This is a genomic window from Hydrogenivirga sp. 128-5-R1-1, assembly GCF_000171895.1.
This window is the reverse complement of sequence record NZ_ABHJ01000002.1, coordinates 127,390-143,984: the sequence shown is the minus strand read 5'-3', so window position 1 is coordinate 143,984 and position 16,595 is coordinate 127,390. Positions and strand designations below refer to the sequence as shown.

At 50.8% G+C, this 16,595-nt stretch carries 20 protein-coding genes; 10 read left to right on the top strand and 10 right to left on the bottom strand.

All coding sequences use genetic code 11. The features are described from left to right. Positions 1-54 precede the first annotated feature (54 nt). The 3 genes from HG1285_RS14295 to HG1285_RS14305 are packed head-to-tail and all read right to left on the bottom strand — an operon-like array spanning position 55 to position 1,298. Complete coding sequence (locus HG1285_RS14295) at positions 55-480, bottom strand: DsrE family protein (protein ID WP_008286380.1); 426 nt, start codon at positions 478-480, stop codon at positions 55-57. 20 nt (positions 481-500) lie between these two features. After that, positions 501-1,049, bottom strand: a complete 549-nt coding sequence (locus HG1285_RS14300; protein WP_008286379.1) for a DsrE/DsrF/DrsH-like family protein — start codon at positions 1,047-1,049, stop codon at positions 501-503. Positions 1,050-1,061: 12 nt separating this feature from the next. Further along, complete coding sequence (locus HG1285_RS14305) at positions 1,062-1,298, bottom strand: sulfurtransferase TusA family protein (RefSeq protein ID WP_008286378.1); 237 nt, start codon at positions 1,296-1,298, stop codon at positions 1,062-1,064. A 148-nt stretch (positions 1,299-1,446) separates the two neighbouring features. Between HG1285_RS14305 and HG1285_RS14310 the strand changes: the two genes are divergently transcribed. Together HG1285_RS14310 and HG1285_RS14315 are read left to right on the top strand one after the other, a co-directional pair. Further along, a complete protein-coding gene (locus HG1285_RS14310; RefSeq protein ID WP_008286377.1) occupies positions 1,447-2,010 on the top strand; it encodes a DeoR family transcriptional regulator in 564 nt (187 codons plus the stop codon). A gap of 10 nt (positions 2,011-2,020) precedes the next feature. Further along, entirely contained in the window at positions 2,021-2,749 is a 729-nt protein-coding gene (locus HG1285_RS14315) for a flagellar hook-basal body protein (protein WP_008286376.1), read from the top strand. Here the strand turns inward: HG1285_RS14315 and HG1285_RS14320 are convergent. Next, the gene (locus tag HG1285_RS14320; protein WP_008286375.1) at positions 2,746-3,621 is read right to left on the bottom strand and encodes a 5'-3' exonuclease H3TH domain-containing protein; all 876 of its coding nucleotides are present in this window, start codon (positions 3,619-3,621) and stop codon (positions 2,746-2,748) included. The two genes, HG1285_RS14315 and HG1285_RS14320, sit on opposite strands and share 4 nt — an antisense overlap. Positions 3,622-3,643: 22 nt before the next feature. On the opposite strand from HG1285_RS14320, the gene HG1285_RS14325 reads away from it, so the two are divergent. Further along, a complete protein-coding gene (locus HG1285_RS14325; RefSeq protein ID WP_008286374.1) occupies positions 3,644-5,530 on the top strand; it encodes an SLC13 family permease in 1,887 nt (628 codons plus the stop codon). Here the strand turns inward: HG1285_RS14325 and hflX are convergent. Together hflX and hfq are read right to left on the bottom strand one after the other, a co-directional pair. Further along, positions 5,521-6,660: a GTPase HflX gene (gene hflX / locus HG1285_RS14330; protein ID WP_008286373.1), complete on the bottom strand. Its 1,140-nt coding sequence runs from the start codon at positions 6,658-6,660 to the stop codon at positions 5,521-5,523. The genes HG1285_RS14325 and hflX overlap by 10 nt on opposite strands. Further along, complete coding sequence (gene hfq, locus HG1285_RS14335) at positions 6,657-6,869, bottom strand: RNA chaperone Hfq (protein WP_032496337.1); 213 nt, start codon at positions 6,867-6,869, stop codon at positions 6,657-6,659. The genes hflX and hfq overlap by 4 nt, the downstream gene beginning before the upstream one ends. A gap of 85 nt (positions 6,870-6,954) precedes the next feature. On the opposite strand from hfq, the gene HG1285_RS18675 reads away from it, so the two are divergent. The 7 genes from HG1285_RS18675 (at position 6,955) to der (ending at position 13,070) form a co-directional block, all read left to right on the top strand. Continuing rightward, positions 6,955-7,866 (top strand): hypothetical protein, encoded by a 912-nt coding sequence (locus HG1285_RS18675; RefSeq protein ID WP_008286371.1) that lies wholly within the window; start codon positions 6,955-6,957, stop codon positions 7,864-7,866. Next, positions 7,779-7,985 carry a hypothetical protein gene (locus HG1285_RS19390; RefSeq protein ID WP_157560450.1) on the top strand — a complete coding sequence of 69 codons (207 nt, stop codon included), beginning with the start codon at positions 7,779-7,781 and terminating at the stop codon, positions 7,983-7,985. The genes HG1285_RS18675 and HG1285_RS19390 overlap by 88 nt, the downstream gene beginning before the upstream one ends. Positions 7,986-8,085: 100 nt before the next feature. Next, on the top strand, positions 8,086-9,975 hold the full coding sequence (locus HG1285_RS14340; RefSeq protein WP_008286369.1) for a DUF3488 and transglutaminase-like domain-containing protein: 1,890 nt from the start codon (positions 8,086-8,088) through the stop codon (positions 9,973-9,975). Between the two features lie 49 nt (positions 9,976-10,024). After that, positions 10,025-10,318: a metalloregulator ArsR/SmtB family transcription factor gene (locus tag HG1285_RS14345; RefSeq protein ID WP_008286368.1), complete on the top strand. Its 294-nt coding sequence runs from the start codon at positions 10,025-10,027 to the stop codon at positions 10,316-10,318. Further along, the gene (trxA, locus tag HG1285_RS14350) at positions 10,318-10,644 is read left to right on the top strand and encodes a thioredoxin (RefSeq protein ID WP_008286367.1); all 327 of its coding nucleotides are present in this window, start codon (positions 10,318-10,320) and stop codon (positions 10,642-10,644) included. The genes HG1285_RS14345 and trxA overlap by 1 nt, the downstream gene beginning before the upstream one ends. 48 nt (positions 10,645-10,692) lie before the next feature. Further along, a complete protein-coding gene (locus tag HG1285_RS14355) occupies positions 10,693-11,751 on the top strand; it encodes a PilZ domain-containing protein (RefSeq protein ID WP_008286366.1) in 1,059 nt (352 codons plus the stop codon). Between the two features lie 23 nt (positions 11,752-11,774). Then, entirely contained in the window at positions 11,775-13,070 is a 1,296-nt protein-coding gene (gene der / locus HG1285_RS14360; RefSeq protein WP_008286365.1) for a ribosome biogenesis GTPase Der, read from the top strand. A 1-nt stretch (position 13,071) separates the two neighbouring features. On the opposite strand, the gene HG1285_RS14365 is transcribed toward der, so the two are convergent. From HG1285_RS14365 to HG1285_RS14380, 4 genes are read right to left on the bottom strand one after another with little or no spacing between them, the layout of a single operon-like run. Beyond that, entirely contained in the window at positions 13,072-13,812 is a 741-nt protein-coding gene (locus tag HG1285_RS14365) for a DsbC family protein (protein ID WP_008286364.1), read from the bottom strand. Further along, positions 13,812-14,090, bottom strand: coding sequence for a hypothetical protein (locus tag HG1285_RS14370; protein WP_008286363.1), 279 nt, complete (start codon positions 14,088-14,090; stop codon positions 13,812-13,814). Before HG1285_RS14370 ends, HG1285_RS14365 begins: the two co-directional genes overlap by 1 nt. A 1-nt stretch (position 14,091) precedes the next feature. Next, positions 14,092-15,657 carry a 2-isopropylmalate synthase gene (leuA, locus tag HG1285_RS14375; protein WP_008286361.1) on the bottom strand — a complete coding sequence of 522 codons (1,566 nt, stop codon included), beginning with the start codon at positions 15,655-15,657 and terminating at the stop codon, positions 14,092-14,094. Between the two features lie 43 nt (positions 15,658-15,700). Next, positions 15,701-16,594, bottom strand: a complete 894-nt coding sequence (locus HG1285_RS14380) for a DUF3365 domain-containing protein (protein WP_008286360.1) — start codon at positions 16,592-16,594, stop codon at positions 15,701-15,703. Position 16,595 lies beyond the last annotated feature (1 nt).

Sequence of the window (16,595 nt, the reverse complement as noted above, 5' to 3'; positions counted from 1 at the left end):
AATATGCTTATAATCATATTTTTATTTTTGGGGGGAGCCGCTCCCCCCATTGTCTTACAGGGATATGACAGCATACTCTCCGCTCATGAGCTTGTCTAAGAACGCAGCACCACCGATTATTCCGTCACAGAGCTCTTCGTTGACGTCCTCTTTCTTATATACATCGGTAAGGTCAAGGGAGGGTACACAGAGGTATATCTTCACGCCCGCTTCCTTAGCCATGACTATGAAGTCGTAAACGCTCTGCTCAACTCCGGGTCTTACCTTTACCTTCTTAGCGTTGTCCTTCATGAGAAGGAACCCGGCTTCAGAGGTTATCACCATTTCAACCTCGTAGTCCATCGTGGTTGCGGCGGTGGCAAGGAAGAAGGGTGCACCCGCCTGGGGGTTTATGAGCTCACCGGTCGTGGGTTCAGCCCTCTCAAAGAAGGGAACGGTCAGGATGTAGAAAAGGAGCTTTTCATACTCTTGTGCAGCCATCTCTTTCCTCCTAAAAGTTTTTAAACGAAAAGTATCATAGGTTTGTCCGCCTCAAGAACGTAATTGATAAAGGTGGCAGCTCCTCCTGGTGGCTCAAGACCGTCTATGAGGTCTTCGTACTTGTAGTCAAAGAGTTCCATTGTCATCTGGCAGGGTATTAGCTTTACATCCGCATCCTTGCACAGTTCTACGAGCTCCTCAACTGAGGCTACACCGTGATCCTTCATGGTCTTCTTCATCATAGCGGTCATGAAGTCCGTCATTCCGGGAATAACGCCCATTAGCTGAGGTGGACCGGGGAATATCGCTTCCATAAGCCCTGCGAGCTGTCCGGCTACGGGAGTTTTCTTCACTGAAGGGGGAAAAGCCATGGGCATTCCGGGGTTGCCCACGGGAGCTATCTTGAGGTGCTTCATCTTCTCCTTGTGGATAATGTTGAGCCCGTAAAAGGTGAAGAATATGGCGGTCTCAACACCAAGGGATGCTGCCGTTGAGGCAAGTATCAGAGGAGGGTAAGCCCAATCTAAAGTTCCTTTTGTTGCTATTATCGCCAGTCTTTCGCTTGCCATGGCTACCCTCCTTTACTTTTTCTTGATGTAGAAGATGTACTTACCTCCTTCTTCTACAGTTTCCACGAGCTCGTGCCCAGTCCTCTGACAGAAGGCAGGTATGTCCGCCTTGGAACCTGGGTCTGTAGATATAACCTCAAGTATCTGCCCGCTCTGAAGCTCCTCAAGAGCCTTCTTTGTTTTCAAAACGGGAAGAGGACAGTTGAGTCCTGAAGTATCCAGTGACTTATCGGCAGTAACGCTTGCCATACTACACACCTCCTTTAAAATTTACAGAAAACCCTTACATTAGATTATCACCATATTTTTATAAAGGGACTATTACTTTTTATTAATACACGGATAAAGCCGATTTATAGTTTACAGGAGCTTAGGGGGGGTATAAGTTTATTTAGATATGGGAAGGAAGGAAGAGATACTGAAGCTCGTTGAGGAAGGATACACGACCGCGAAGGAGCTCGCCAGACACTTCAACGTATCGCTCATGACAATATACAGAGACCTCAGGGAGCTTGAGGAGGAAGGAAGGATAGTTAGGAGGCACGGTAACATAGAGCTCAAGAGGGAAGACAGTCTCAGGGACAGCGTCTGCGCAGTGTGTGGCAAGGAGGTAGATCTGAGGCTCGCCTTCATATACATACTTAAGGGAGGAAAGAAGGTTCATACCTGCTGCGCCCACTGTGGTCTGATAGCTTACAAGACCCTTAACAAAGACAAGATTGAGATGGCTATAACGAGGGACTTTATAACCTGCAATCCGATAAACGCCTTCATGGGAGCTTTCGTTGTGGGTAGCTCTGCGACGCCCTGCTGCACACCTTCCGCCTTTGTGTTCGCAGATAAGGAGGACGCCGCCAGGTTCGTTAAGGGCTTTGGGGGCTACGTGTCCGACTTTACGGAGGCTGTGGACAGGATGGAGGAGCTTATGAAGGTGGGGCAGAAGGTTAACATATCCTTGTAAGGAGGGAGTTATGGCTCTGGACTATCAGCCACTCTTCATACTGTCAAGCGGCATGCTCCTGCAGGAGAGAAAGCTCGCCGTTACCACCAACAACCTTGCAAACCTTGATACGCCTTCCTTCAAGAGAGATTTCGTTGAGGTGTCCAGCTGGTACACGGACATGGGTGCCCAGGTGCCGAACCTTTCACCCGAGAACCCTACCAACAACTTTGTTTACCCCATGATGACGCGTATATTTACAGACCTCTCACAGGGTTCCCTCAGGGAAACGGGCAACACCTTTGACCTCGCCATAGAGGGAGAAGGCTTCTTTGCAGTAAGGACGCCCGAGGGCGTGATGTACACGAGAAAAGGGAACTTCCGCCTTGACAGCGAGGGCTTTCTCGTGACGGAGAAGGGTTACAGGGTGCTTGACAGAGCCAACGATGAAGTAAAGGTGGTGGGCAACAGGGTGGACGTGGACAGGGAAGGTAACGTTTACGTGGACGGCATCAGGGTGTCCACCCTCGGTGTGTGGGCTCTCCCCGACGCCCAGAAGGTAGGGGAAGACCTCTTTACGGGCACACCCCAGCCGGCGGAAGGCTTCTCGGTCAGACAGGGGTTCATAGAGCTGTCCAACGTGAACGGCATAGTTGAAATGGTCAGACTCATAGAGACCTCAAGGGCACACGAAACCTACGCTCGTCTTATACAGGCTGTTGACGAGGTTCAGAATAGGGTGAACACGATAGTCCGCTAAAAGAGCGTTCCCTGAACCCTTCCTTTAAACAGCTTCTCAACATCCTTTAGTATGCTCTTCATCTCAAGCTCTTCAAGGCGCTTCCTGAGCCTGTTTATGTCTGGCTCTCTGAGTTTGAAGTCCTCATCGGACAGGCTCACCTCAGCATCCGTCATTGGCTTTACGAGTTGGTAAGACAGCTCCAGTTCCTCCCTCTTAGCCTCCGGATAGATCTTCTTAAACTCTTCCCACCTCTCCAGTATGTTAGGGACACCGCCGAACTTCTCTATTAGCTTTACCGCCGTTTTAGGTCCCACCCCCCTTACGCCGGGCACGTTGTCTATCTTGTCTCCAACGAGGGCGAGATAGTCGGCAACCTTCTGAGGGGGTACACCGAACTTATCCTTCACCTTATCGGGATTGAAGACCTCCCAGTTCATAGGGTTTATGACTACCACATTCTCGCTTACGAGCTGGAGCATGTCCTTGTCGGGCGTGTATATCTTTACCTTAAACCCCTTCTCGGAGAACCTCTTGGCGAGTATGGCTATCAGGTCGTCCGCTTCGTACCCCTCCACCTCAAGGGTCGGTATGCCCATAAGCCAGAGCAACTCCTTTATGACAGGTATCTGGAGTCTGAGTGGGTCCGGCATGGAAGGTCTTCCCGCCTTGTACTCCTTAAACAGGGAGTCTCTCTTGGTAGGTGCAGGGTGGTCAAATACTACCACCAGGTACTCTGGTCTCTCGGACTTCATTATGGAGAGCAAGGCTCTGAGGAACCCGTATATGGCGCCCGTTGGGAACCCGTCTTTGGTCGTGAGGGGCGGCAGGGCGAAAAAACCTCTGTATATGAATGATGAGGCATCAATCAGATAGATCTCCCTGTTTCCCATGGCATTATAATTTTCTTACATAATGGTAAAGAAAATACTCCTTTCTTTTATCTCCCTTGCCATAGGGGCAACCTTCATCGCCGACGAGGCTCTTATAAAGGATACCGTCGGGCTTGACAAGGATAAGGTTCTCACGCTGGAAGTTCTCACCCTCGCCATATACCTCTTCGTGTCCGAGCTCGTAAGGGTTGATGTGGTGGGGATACTCATGATGGTTCTCCTTCCCCTGCTTGGGCTCGTGTCCCCAGAGAAAGCTATAGGCGGCTTGAGCAGTAATGCGGTCGTCTCAATAATAGCCGTGATCATCATAGGTGCCGGTCTTGACAAGACCGGTGTTATGAACGTTCTCGCTGGTTACATAATACGCTTTGCCGGCAAGTCCAAGACGAGGATAGTAGCCCTCATATCGGGGACGGTAGCCCTCATATCAAGCTTTATGCAGAACATAGGTGCGGCTGCCCTGTTTTTACCGGCAGTGGTGAGGATATCCAAGAGATTGAGAATACCCGTATCCCACATGCTCATGCCCATGGGTTTCTCAGCTATACTCGGGGGTACTATAACCCTCGTCGGCTCAAGCCCCCTGATACTTCTGAACGACCTGCTGAGCATGTACGAGCTTCCTCCCTTCGGTCTCTTCTCCGTTACACCGATAGGTCTCTCTCTCGTGGCCGCCGGAATCCTTTACTTCATACTCCTGGGCAGGTTCATTCTTCCCAAGGTTCACAGCTCCGAGGACGAGGGCAAGTTTTTACCCTCCGATCTCTCACAGACCTATGAAAACATATGTGGACTCTACGAGCTTCACGTGCCCGTGAACTTTTCCAGACGGAAGATCGGGGAGATAGATGCGAGGAGGAGGTTTGGTGTAACCATAGTTGCCGTGTACCACAGGAAGACGAGAAAGAAGAACTTCGCTCCCCACAGGGAAGAGGTGGTTGAGCCCTCCGATGACATAGCTGTGATCGGGTGCCCGGATACGGTTGACCGTTTTGCCCGTGAGCTGGGTCTAATACTGAAGGAGGAGCTTGAGGAGTTTGCCGACGACCTTTCAAACGTGAACGCTGGTCTGGTTGAGGGCATAATAACACCCCGTTCAGAACTAGCCGGCAGAACCTTGAACGACGTGCGTTTTAGGAGGAGATACGAGGTAAATCCGGTAGCCCTCGTTAGGAGGGGAGACGTCATATACTCCGGCTTCTCCGACATGAAGTTGATGCCCGGTGATACTCTCCTCCTCTTCGGGAGGTGGGATAAGTTCCTGGAGCTGAAGGACAGGAACGTGTTCGCCTTCTCCACTGAGATAAAGGGGGAGATAATGCGCCCGGGGAAGGCAAAGTTTGCCCTGCTCTGGTTTGGCGTAGCCCTGACCCTAATACTCGTGTTCAACGTGAAGCTCTCCATAGCTCTGTTGACGGGTGCCCTCGGGATGATACTAACGAAGGTAATGAGCGTTGACGAGGCTTACCGTTCCGTTGACTGGATGACCGTATTTCTCTTAGCAGGGTTGCTCCCTCTGGGCATAGCCTTTCAGGAGAGCGGGACGGCCGAGTTCGTGGCGAAGACGATAATATCCGGTATAGGAGAGCTGACACCCCTCAGCTTCTACCTGCTCGTTGCCCTGCTTACTTCCTTCTTTACCCTCGTGGTTTCCAACGTGGGAGCGACAGTCCTCCTTGTTCCTCTCTCAATAGACATGGCTATGGAGGTGGGTGCAGACCCCCGTCTGTCAGCCCTCGTTGTTGGTGTTTCCGCCTCCAATACCTTCGTCATTCCCACCCATCAGGTGAACGCTCTCATAATGAGACCCGGGGGTTACAGAACCATAGATTACGTGAAGGCAGGAGGCGGTATGACCATTCTGTTTATACTGGTCTTGATGGCGAGCCTTTACATCTTTTACGTTTGAGTACTTCCCTCCGCACCGGAACCAACCGCCAGCATTCTTTCCCCGAAGAGCCTTATTTTATTTATCAGCTCGTCTATGCCCCATCTCCTCTCGGCAGAGACAACTACCGACGCGCCCTCCACAAAGGCTCCGTGGGGAAGGTGTCTCATCTCTTCCTCGCTGTCCACTATCCTGTCAGCCTTGTTGAGCACGTATATTACCGGCTTCCCGTCCGCTGAAAGCTCCTTGAGTATGTCTCTGACCGTGTGTATGTAATCAAGCCACCTGTCGTCGGACACATCAACCACGTGGAGTATGAGGTCAGCTTCCGTCACCTCTTCCAGTGTAGCCTTGAAGGACTCTATCAGTTCCGTGGGAAGCTTCTTTATAAAGCCCACCGTATCAGTAAAGAGCACCTTCAGGTCTGAGGAGAGAAACCTTGAGGAGGTTTTTGTATCCAGCGTTGCGAAGAGCATATCCGCGGAGAAGGACTCCCTCCCGGTGAGCACCCTGAGGAGCGTTGACTTACCCGCGTTCGTGTAGCCCACGAGGGCGACCTTGAGTATGCTCTCCCCCGAATCGCTCCTCTCTCTCCTCTTTCTCTGGTGCCTTCTCATCTTCTTAACCTCTTCCAGCTCTTCTCTTACCTGATATATCCTCTTCTTTATGAGCCTGCGTCTTATCTCCGTCTCCTGTTCACCGGGACCTCTCGTTCCAACGCCACCTCCGAGCCTTGACATGGACTTACCCCTCCCCTGAAGGCGAGGTAGTTCGTGGGTGAGCCTTGCGAGCTCCACCTGAAGCTTCGCCTCTTTGCTCTTAGCCCTCCTTGAAAATATCTCTATGACGAGGTCTGTCCTGTCCAGCACCTTTCTGCCCGTCAGCTTCTCCAGGTTCCTGACCTGAGAGGGCGTTAGGGAATCGTCAAAGACGACCGTGTCCGCTCCGGTTCCCTTAAGGACTTCCCTCAACTCGCGAGCCTTACCCTCCCCTATGAAGTACCTAACGTCTGGTCTATTCCTGTTCTGGAGTACGTAGCCTATGCTCTTCCCGCCCACCGCCTCAACGAGCCTTTTCAATTCCTTCAGGGATTCCTTCGCTTCCTCCTTGGTAGTATCCCTGTTCCATATACCTACGAGGACTGCCCTCATTTACCCTCCACTATGGTGCTGACGGCGTGCTTGTATATGAGGTTGGGCTGTCCCTCAACGTCAAGGAGTATTGTGTACTTGTCGTGGTTCAACACCTTGCCCGTTATCCTGTTGCCACGGGTAAGGTATATGGTCACCGTGGCTTCCTTGGCTTTGAAACTGTCAAGCAGTTCGTCCTGTATGCTCACCTCTTTCTCCATAGGATACATTCTCCTTTACCTCCTTAGAATTTAAATATATACAAAGGAAGCTCCTTTTGTTGCAAGAGAAATCACTCCACTTTAAATTATTCCTATGCTCAAAGATACATGGCAGGAGATAGGGAGGTTAGAGAGCATATTCCTGGAGATCATAGAAGACCCCACCAAGAAGGAAGTACTCCTTTACCCCATATGCTACTGCCAGCTTGTCAGGAAGGAGAACAACTTTGAGGTGGACCTGGCTAAGCTAATATCCTGTGCCAACAAGACCTTTCACACCTTCAAGGGAAAGTGGCAGGACATACTCCTTGAGCTGGATCTCTTCCAGTTCGTAACCCCAAAGGGCGACGTATTCTACGGTAAAGACATACTTAAGGTGTCCTCACCGGAAGGTTTAAAGGTCAGCTTTCTGCCGGAGTACAGGGAAGTGTTCTACGAGATGTACTCCAAGTTCCTGCGCTACTGGACAGTCCTGAGCAAGATATCCAGCTACTCAAAGAGGAACACGCCCGCAGAGGCGGTTTACATGTCAGCCCTGATATTCAACGAGGAGCTCTACGCTGAATCAGCCCACTACGCAAGCGTTCAAGCTATGAGGTTCCCGAGGGAGGAGCCCTTCTTTACCACCGTGAAGGATATCTCCGAGTTTTACATAAAGCTGAACGAGAGGAAGGAGTTTGATACGGAGCTCCTTGAAAGGGCACTGGGCAGGGTAAAGGGTCTCGGCAGCACCTACTACAGCGTGAACGTGGAGAAGCTCAGAAAAGACCTGGAAGCCCTGATAAAGGACGTTTCAAAGGGAAAGGGCTACTTCGTATTGAAGATAAGCTTTACCCTTGTTTCAGGTCATGGAAAGGGCTTTCTCAGAAGGGTAATATCTAAGCTGGTTGAAAAGTTAAGAGAACTCGGAGGAAAGAGATGGACTTTAATGAACTCAGAAACGGTCTGCTCCTCTTTCACAGGAACCTACTGGAGAAGGCAGAGAGGACTGATAACCCACGTCTGAAGGACGCTTACATGGAGGCGGCGAGGCATCTTAAGGACGTTGCCTCTTCCCTTTACAAGTTTGACCAGACCATGAAACTCATAAAGGAACTTGAGAAGCAGGGAACCCAGCACAACTGAGGTGTATCTGGAATTCTGAGTTTAAAGGACCTGCTTCGCAGGTGTCCTCATTCTGGGGCGTAGGGAGGCATAAGCTAAATCTACGATAGAGTATTTAGGTATGCTGACCGCTAAGAAGGTAAGCCTCATCCTGACCTATCTCGTCGCCCTCGGTTGTTTCTTAGGTCTGTACGGCATAGCGAGCGACCTTTACTACTTCCCCCTCCTGGGCTTGTTCCTTATCGGCCTTTTGAACGAGTGGAAGTTCCGTATATACATGCCCCGCTGGGTGTTCAACCTCGGCGGTGTGCTGGTATCCATACTCTTCCTGCTGGAGCTCAGCTTTGACAACGCTGTTAAACCCTTCGCCAACATGCTCCTCCTTCTCCTCGCTATAAAGTCCCTTGAGGAGAAGAAGCCCAGGGATATATACCAGATGCTCCTCCTAAGCCTCTTCGGGGTTGCGGTATCCACCACCTTCCGTTTAGACCTGAGCTTTCTTCTCTTTTTCCTGTACGAGCTCTTCATAGGAAGCGTGGCTTTCACCTTCACGAACGCTTACGCCAACCTCGGTGAGAGACCTCTAACGCCCGACTTCCTCTCTCGTTACCTTAAGTTCTCGGTTCTGTTTCCCTTCTCCGTGGCTCTCGCTACAGTACCCTTCTTCCTCATACTTCCGAGAACTCAGACGCCCCTCTTTGACGCCTTCGCCCGTCAGGAGAAAGGTCTCTTGAGCGGCATATCCGATGAAGTGGAGCTCGGGAAGGTGGGGGACATTCAGCAGGACAACACCGTTGTGTTCCGGATTTACGGGAAGGTGCCGGAAGAAGCCTACTGGAGGGTATCCGTCTTTGATACTCTCCTGAATACGAAGTGGGTCAGGACGCTTAAGGAGAAAGAGCAGAACCCCAGCGTGCTTGAGCCAGGAGAGTTTTACAGGTACACGATCATACTGGAGCCTACCTACGATACCTTCCTACCGGTGCTGGACTATCCTGTCAGACTCCTGAGGCTGGAGGGAACTAAGGCGAGCGCCCTTAGATACAAAGGGGGATACTACGAGAGCACCAAGGCTATAAACCGACCCGTGAGGTACAGGGCTGTATCGGGAGACCTCTCTCCCTCGGACGAACTGAACGAAGTATACAGGGAAGTCCCTCCCGACGTCCCGGAGAGCGTAAGGGAGCTCGCCAGGGAGCTGTCCCGCGGTAGGGAAAGTCCAGAGGAAAAACTTGAAGCGGTTAAAGACTTCTTTAAAAGGGGGTTCTCGTACTCCCTCAGCATAGAAAAACCTCAGGGACACCCCATAGAACACTTCCTCTTCAGGTCAAGGAGGGGAAACTGCGAGTTCTTTGCCTCCTCCACAGCCCTTCTCCTGAGGCTTATGGGTGTGCCTGCCCGTGTCGTGGGTGGTTTTAAAGGCTACATAAAGAACGATTACGGAGACTACTACATAGTAACCAACTCTATGGCGCACGTGTGGGTGGAGGCTTACGCGGGAGGAAGGTGGCTCAGGCTGGACACGACGCCCCCCTACCTCTCACCGGCGGTCAGCCGTATATCAAAGCTGCATCTCCTCCGCGATGCCCTGGTGTCCTTCTGGTACGAGAACGTGGTGGACTTCTCAGCCAAAAAGCAGGTGTCCCTGCTGAGGAGTGCGGTTAAAGGACTGAAGGATATCTCTCTGTCCGATATAAAAGAGGTTTTCTTAACCTTTATCGCCGTTCTTTTTGGTGTGATGGCAGCATTTCTGGCTTTCAGGTTCTATTTACTTAGGGTAAGGAAGACTCCGGAAAACCTTTACAGGCTTTTACTGGATAGGCTCAGCAGGAAGGAGGGTTACCCCTTTAACGAGTATCTTCCCGAAGAAGTGCTGAAAAAGCTCTCCAGCAGACCCTACTACCGTGAGGTTGCCTTCATAGTATCTCTGTACCAGAGGCACAGGTTTTCTCCATACAGGGTGACCAAGAGAGAGCTTGAGGAAGCTTACAGAGTGTTGAGAAAGATTTAATACTTGCTTATATTCTAATTATGTTAAAATTTTCCAAGAGGGCGAGAGGATGAATACAACTGTAACCAACGAGGAAAAGTTAGAGGAGTTGGCGGAATTTTTCAAGGCTCTTTCCCACCCCGTAAGGTTAAAGATAATCTCAATCCTCATTGAGGGGAAGCAGTGCGTCAAGAATCTTGGGGAAGTACTCAATATGTCACAGCCCAGCGTATCCCAACACCTGTCCATACTCAGGAGCAGGGGTATAGTTGGGTGGAAAAGGGAGGGCTCAATAATCTGCTACTATATTAAGGACGACCGTATTCTGAAACTCTACGACATGCTCATCAAGGAGGAGTTGTAATGGCAGGAAGTGTTGTTACATTGACGGAAAGCAACTGGAATGAAGAGGTTGTTAACTCAGATAAACCTGTGCTCGTTGACTTCTGGGCACCCTGGTGCGGACCCTGCAGGATAATAGCTCCCATAATTGAGGAACTCGCCGAGGAGTTTGAGGGTCAGATCAAGGTAGGTAAGCTCAACACCGACGAAAATCCCAACATAGCCATGCAGTACGGCATAAGGGCTATACCTACCGTAATACTCTTCAAGAACGGGGAGGTCGTGGACACGAGGATAGGCGTCCAGCCGAAGGAAGCTTTAAAACAGATGGTTATGGCTCACGTATGAGCTGAAACTTAAAAATTTTTATCTTGGGGAGGATATTAATATATAGCTATGGAAGCCCAGTCTGCGTGGGACACTCTGGTTGAAGCTTCTCGCTATATGTTTCAAGGACCTTCCACAAAAGAGATAGTCCTATTCTTCGTGGTTCTCGCCGCCACTCTCACCGTCATAACCATACCCTATCTATGGGGCAAGCTTTCCCACGCCAGGGAGGTTGAGAAGGCTTTCTTCATGAGGGGAAGGTCTCTTGGTCTTACCGAGGAGGAGATAAGGCTCCTCTGGAATTACGCTAAAAAGTTCCCCTACGATCCCCAGATGGTCTACGAGAACAAACCCCTCTTTGAGAGGGTCGTCTCCCGAATAATCCATGAGAACATAGCGGGTGTTAGACTCATACCCTCCATAAGGGCTAAGCTCAGGTTTGATACGATCCCCTGGTTCATACCTATAACGAGCACAAGGGACATAGACCTTTATCAGACTGGAAAGCTCGTCATAGACGGGGTTTACGTGGACGCCGCCGTCTGGGACAAGACGGAAACCGAGCTCCACGTTGTTGTTCTTGAGGCACTTCCAAGACCCGTGAGGATAGGCGAGAGCGTGAAGTTCCACTTCATAAGGGAGAACGAGGGCAGGTATAGCTTTGAGACCATAATCAAGGATAAGTACACGGAGGGGGACAGGCTCGTGCTTGTCCTTGAACACACGGACAACATCCACAGGGTGCAGCTGAGGGAGAGCCTGAGGTGGAAGGTGAACATACCCGCGGAGTTCGCCGTGGTGGATGACATAACCGAGGAGGCTATGGAGGGTGCCGACTTCCTAACGGGCAGGATAGAGGACATAAGTACAAAGGGTGTTAGGATATGCACCGATGCCCTCATAAAGCCTTCGGAGGGCAAGTACGTGGTTATGAACTTCTCTATAGGGGAGCACAAGTTTGAGAACATGCTCGGTCAGATAATGAACGTCAGGGCTATGCAGACACAGGTCTGCATGGGTGTCAGGTTTTTGAAGGTCTCCCGTCAGGAGGAGAAGGTCATAGACAAGTTCATACTTGAGGAGCAGAGGAAGCTCATAAAGACCTTCAAGATAGGTGAAAGCGACTGAACAGGTGTTAATATAAAACTTTCATGAATAACAGAGTTGTGATAATAGGGCGTCCTAATGTGGGCAAATCTTCCCTCTTCAACAGGATCGTCGGGCGCAGGAAGGCGATAGTTGAGGATATACCTGGTGTTACGAGGGACTCAGTTGAGTCAAAAGCGGAGTGGGGTGGAAAGGAGTTCCTGCTCGTTGATACAGGCGGGCTCGTACCGGACTCCCATGACGAGATACTTGAGGGCGTGAGGAAAACCATAGAGAGGGAGGTAGAACGTTCTGACGTTATCCTCTTCGTTGTTAGCGTAAAGGACGGCGTTACCCCCCTTGACGAGGAGATAGCGCGACTCCTCTATCCCTTCGGAGACAAGGTGATACTTGTGGTAAACAAGGTGGATACGGACAGGGACGAGGAGGTCGTCTCTGAATTCTATCAACTTGGCTTTAGGCACGTCTTCCCGGTGTCTTCCGTCCACGGTAGGGGCGTGGGGGAGCTCCTGGACGAGGTGGTTAAGAGGCTTCGGTATGGCAGTGTTGAGCTGAGCTACGAGGGTATAAGGCTTACCCTTGCAGGAAGACCGAACGTTGGGAAGTCTTCCCTCCTCAACGCCCTTCTCAAGGAGGATAGGGTGATAGTCTCGCCCGTGGCGGGCACGACAAGGGATACCGTTGAAGTTCCCTTTGAGTGGAATGGCAACAAGTTCGTCCTGGTGGACACGGCCGGTGTGAGGAGACCCTCAAACGTTGAGTACGGCGTGGAGTTCTTCTCGGTAGGGCGCTCCCTTAAGGCGATAGAGAGTTCGGATGTGGTCTGCCTTGTGCTTGATGCTGGAGAAGGTGTGACTAGGCAGGACAAGAGGCTCGGTGGTCTGATAGAGCGTAAGTATAAGGGTTGTGTTGTGGTCGCCAACAAGATGGATCTCTCTCCCCTCTCCGAGGAGGAGGTTGAAGAGCTGGTAAGGAGAGAGCTCTTCTTTCTGGATTACGCTCCCATTGTGTTCACCGTTGCTCCGGAGGGAAGGGGTGTAGAGGATATCCTTGATAAGGCTGTACTCGTCTACGAGGACTACACAAAGAAGCACAAGACCTCCTTCGTCAACAAGGTCGTGCACGATATAGTTGAGGAAAGACCTATACACCACAGGGGCAGGCAGGTTAAGGTTTACTACGCCTTTCAGGAGGGAGTAAAACCACCTACGGTGGTGGTGATAACTAACTACCCCGATGCCTGGAAGGACAACTACAAGAAGTTCTTTGTGAAGAGGCTCAGGGAAGCGCTCGGCATAAAGCACTCCCCTATAAAGCTCCTTATAAAGGGAAGGGACTGAGTTATTTAACGAGGCTGTTCAGCTCGTCCGTTGACCTCGGCAGACCCACTATGTACTTCCCGTTCATCCCTATCACCGTAGGAGTCCCCGATATACCGAGCTCCTGCATTAGCTTCATATTCTTCTCTATGGCTTCCTTACCTTTCTTGCACTGGTTCTTGGTGTTCACGTTCTTGTGTATGTGGTCATAGCCCTTCTTATCGCACACCATAGCTATGGCTTTGGGTTTTGCCTCGGGATGTATGGGAAGCGGGTAGAGGATAACCTTTACCTGGACGTTGTTCTTCTTAGCCCACTCCTTCAACATAGGAGAGAAACGTCTGCAGAAGGGACAGTCTGGGTCAGTTATGTAGTAAACGAACTTATCCCCTTTACCGTAGGTCATGTTAACGCTCTTCTCAAGCTTGTCCAGGACATCCTTTGATACGGTCATGTACTTGCTGACCGTCTTCTGGGTTAGGTTCTCCTTCGTGTCCACGTTGAACACGTTACCCACTATGTAGTTCTTGGCTTCCGCATTTGTATATACGACTATAGGCTTTAAACCCATCTTAAGAACGACCTCGCACAGACCCCCGAATCCCTCCACAGGCTTCAGGCTCACTACCTTGAAGTCCCTGTTGACGAGCTTGCTGAGGTTTTCCTTAACTGTCTTCTCGTCGGGGCAGGCTTTCGCCTGAGTAGCCTTACAGGAGTATAAGAGGACAGAGCCTACCATAAGGGCAAATATGGCTTTTTTCATCACCTACCTCCAGTTTTCTTATATTTCCAGATTTTACTAATATACACCATGAGCATGTATATAACTCCGAGCAAAGCTAAGACCTCAAGCACGAGAAGGGGGACGAATATGTAAGGGTTTTCCCCGATCCTAGCAATAGTTTTCGCTACCAGCAGCCCGTATAGACTTCCCCCTATCAGCAAGAATACAAACAGGAGGAGCGCAAATACAAGCAGGGGAACTACAACCAAGCGTAGCAGCCATAGAAGTAGTCTGAACCTTAGTAAGAGCCTCCACAAATCAGATAGTTCCCTCTTCCCTTATGCGGCTCTTCTGGAGTATGTACTCCTTCCTCATTATGGCTCTGTTAAGAGCGTCCACGAAGGCTTTCACGCTGGCTTTTATTATGTCCGTATCAACACCCCTTCCAGAGGCTTTCACTCCGTCAAGCTCCAGCACAACCCTCGCCTCGGCTTGGGCGTCCGTATTCGGGGTCAGGGCTTTTATTGAATAGTCCAGCAACTTCGTGTTTATCCCGAGCGCCTTCTGGACAGCCTTTATCGTGGCGTCCACGGGTCCGTTCCCCGTTGAGGTTGCCGTTCTCTCCTCGCCCTTGAAGTACAGCTTAACGGTGGCTGTGGGCATCAGGTTGTCCCCACTCTGCACCTGGAAATGCTCTACCTTGACGGGCTCTTCATCACCGAGCTTCATGAACTCCTGATATATCAGAGCCTCTATGTCCTCGTCGTAAACCTCCTTCTTTTTATCTGCGAGGGATTTGAGCTGTTCGTATATCCTGTTCAGGTCTTCCTCCGTGTACTGTATGCCGTACTCCTCAAGCTTCTTCTTGAGGGCGTGCCTTCCTGAGTGTTTACCTAAGACTATCCTCCTGCTCGTGGGGAAGCCCACATCTTCGGGGTTCATGATCTCGTAGGTCAGCCTGTGGCTCAAAACGCCGTGCTGGTGTATACCGGACTCGTGGGCGAAGGCGTTGTCACCGACTATCGCCTTGTTGGGCGGCACGAATGAGCCCGTTATCCTGCACAGTAGCCTTGAAGTCTTGTAGAGCTCCTTTGTGTCAACACCCGTGCTCAGACCACCGAAGTAGTCCTTCCTAACCTTCAGAGCCATAACTATCTCTTCAAGGGCTGCGTTTCCAGCCCTCTCTCCTATTCCGTTTATGGTGCACTCAACCTGCCTGACCCCGTGTCTCACGGCTGTGAGTGAGTTCGCCACGGCGAGGCCGAGGTCGTCGTGGCAGTGTACGCTCAGGACGATCTTGTCTATGTTGGGGACGTTGTTGAATATTCCCTCTATCAGGTCTGCGAACTCCTCCGGTACCGTGTATCCTACCGTATCCGGTATGTTTATAACCGTAGCACCGGATTTGATGGCTTCCTCTATCGCCTTGTAAAGGAAGTCCCTCTGACTTCTCGTCGCGTCCTCGCAGGAGAACTCCACATCGTCGGTGAACTTTCTCGCGAAGGATACCGCACTCCTTATCCTTTCAAGAACCCTGTCGGGCTCCATCTTAAGCTTGTACTTCATGTGTATCTCTGAGGTGGCTATGAAGGTGTGTATCCTCTTTCTCCCGGCAGGTTCTATCGCCTTAGCTGCCACCTCTATGTCTTCCTCCCTCGCCCGTGCAAGGGAGCATACCACAGGACCTTCAACCTCTCTCGCTATCCTGTTTATCGCCTCAAAGTCGCCCTGGGAGGCTATCGCAAATCCAGCTTCTATCACGTCAACCCCGAGACGGGCGAGCTGGTGAGCCATCTGGAGCTTCTCTTCAGTGGTCATGGAGAATCCCGGTGCCTGTTCTCCGTCTCTCAGGGTAGTATCAAATATGTAAACTCTATCTCCCATCTTTAACCTCCGTAATTGATAATAATTCTCATTTAAGCGGGTGTCAAGATATCATGTCCATAACCTTCTTCAGGCTCACCCTCATCCTCTCTATAGCCCTTGCGAGCCTTCCTATCTCGTTCTCGGACTGATAAGGTATGGTCTCGTCAACCTCACCCTTGCTTATCTTCTCGGCGCTGTTTCTGAGGGCGTCTATGGGCTTGAACACCCTGAAGTTCAGTATCACCAGGATTATCCCCGACATAAGTATGAATACGCCTCCAACTAACCCACCGTTTAAGAGCCCGTCCATACGAGCCTGAGCCACCACCTTGTCAAAGGGGACGTAAATGAGAACCGCTCCGTTCACCTTTCCCACGGGCCACCTAGGGTCGGTCTTGGGCTTATATATGTTCCTAACAGCTACAGGCATGGCATCAACGGTGCTGTGACACCTGAGACAGCTCTTTTTGGGTATAACTGCGAAAGCCTTTATGAAGTACTCCTTACCCTTGTGAAGGGTTATTCCCTCGTACTCCTTCAAGTTCTTATCCTTAAGGTAGGCTATTATCCACATCTCCGTTTCGTTTGGTTTGTTCCCGGGGTTAAGCGGGTTTATAGCCACCTGCCTCAGCTCCATATCCGGTATCTCCCTGTTGACCATCTTGAATATGGAGGCGGTGAAGAAGGAGGAGGACTGGGCTTCAAGTATGAAGTCCTGGTTTGTACAACCTGCGGATAGGAGCTCGTATATCTTCGGTCTTAGGGTCTTACGGACGTAATTTCTTGACGCCTTAACGAAAGCCATCGTGGTTTCTATCCTGCCCTTTGCGGAGTCAATAGCCCTGTCTATGGTCGTCTTGTATATGAAGAAACCCACACCTATACCTATGAGGACGCCTGTTATGACGACCACCACGGTTATCTCTGTCTTTATGCTCTTGAATATGGCTTTCATC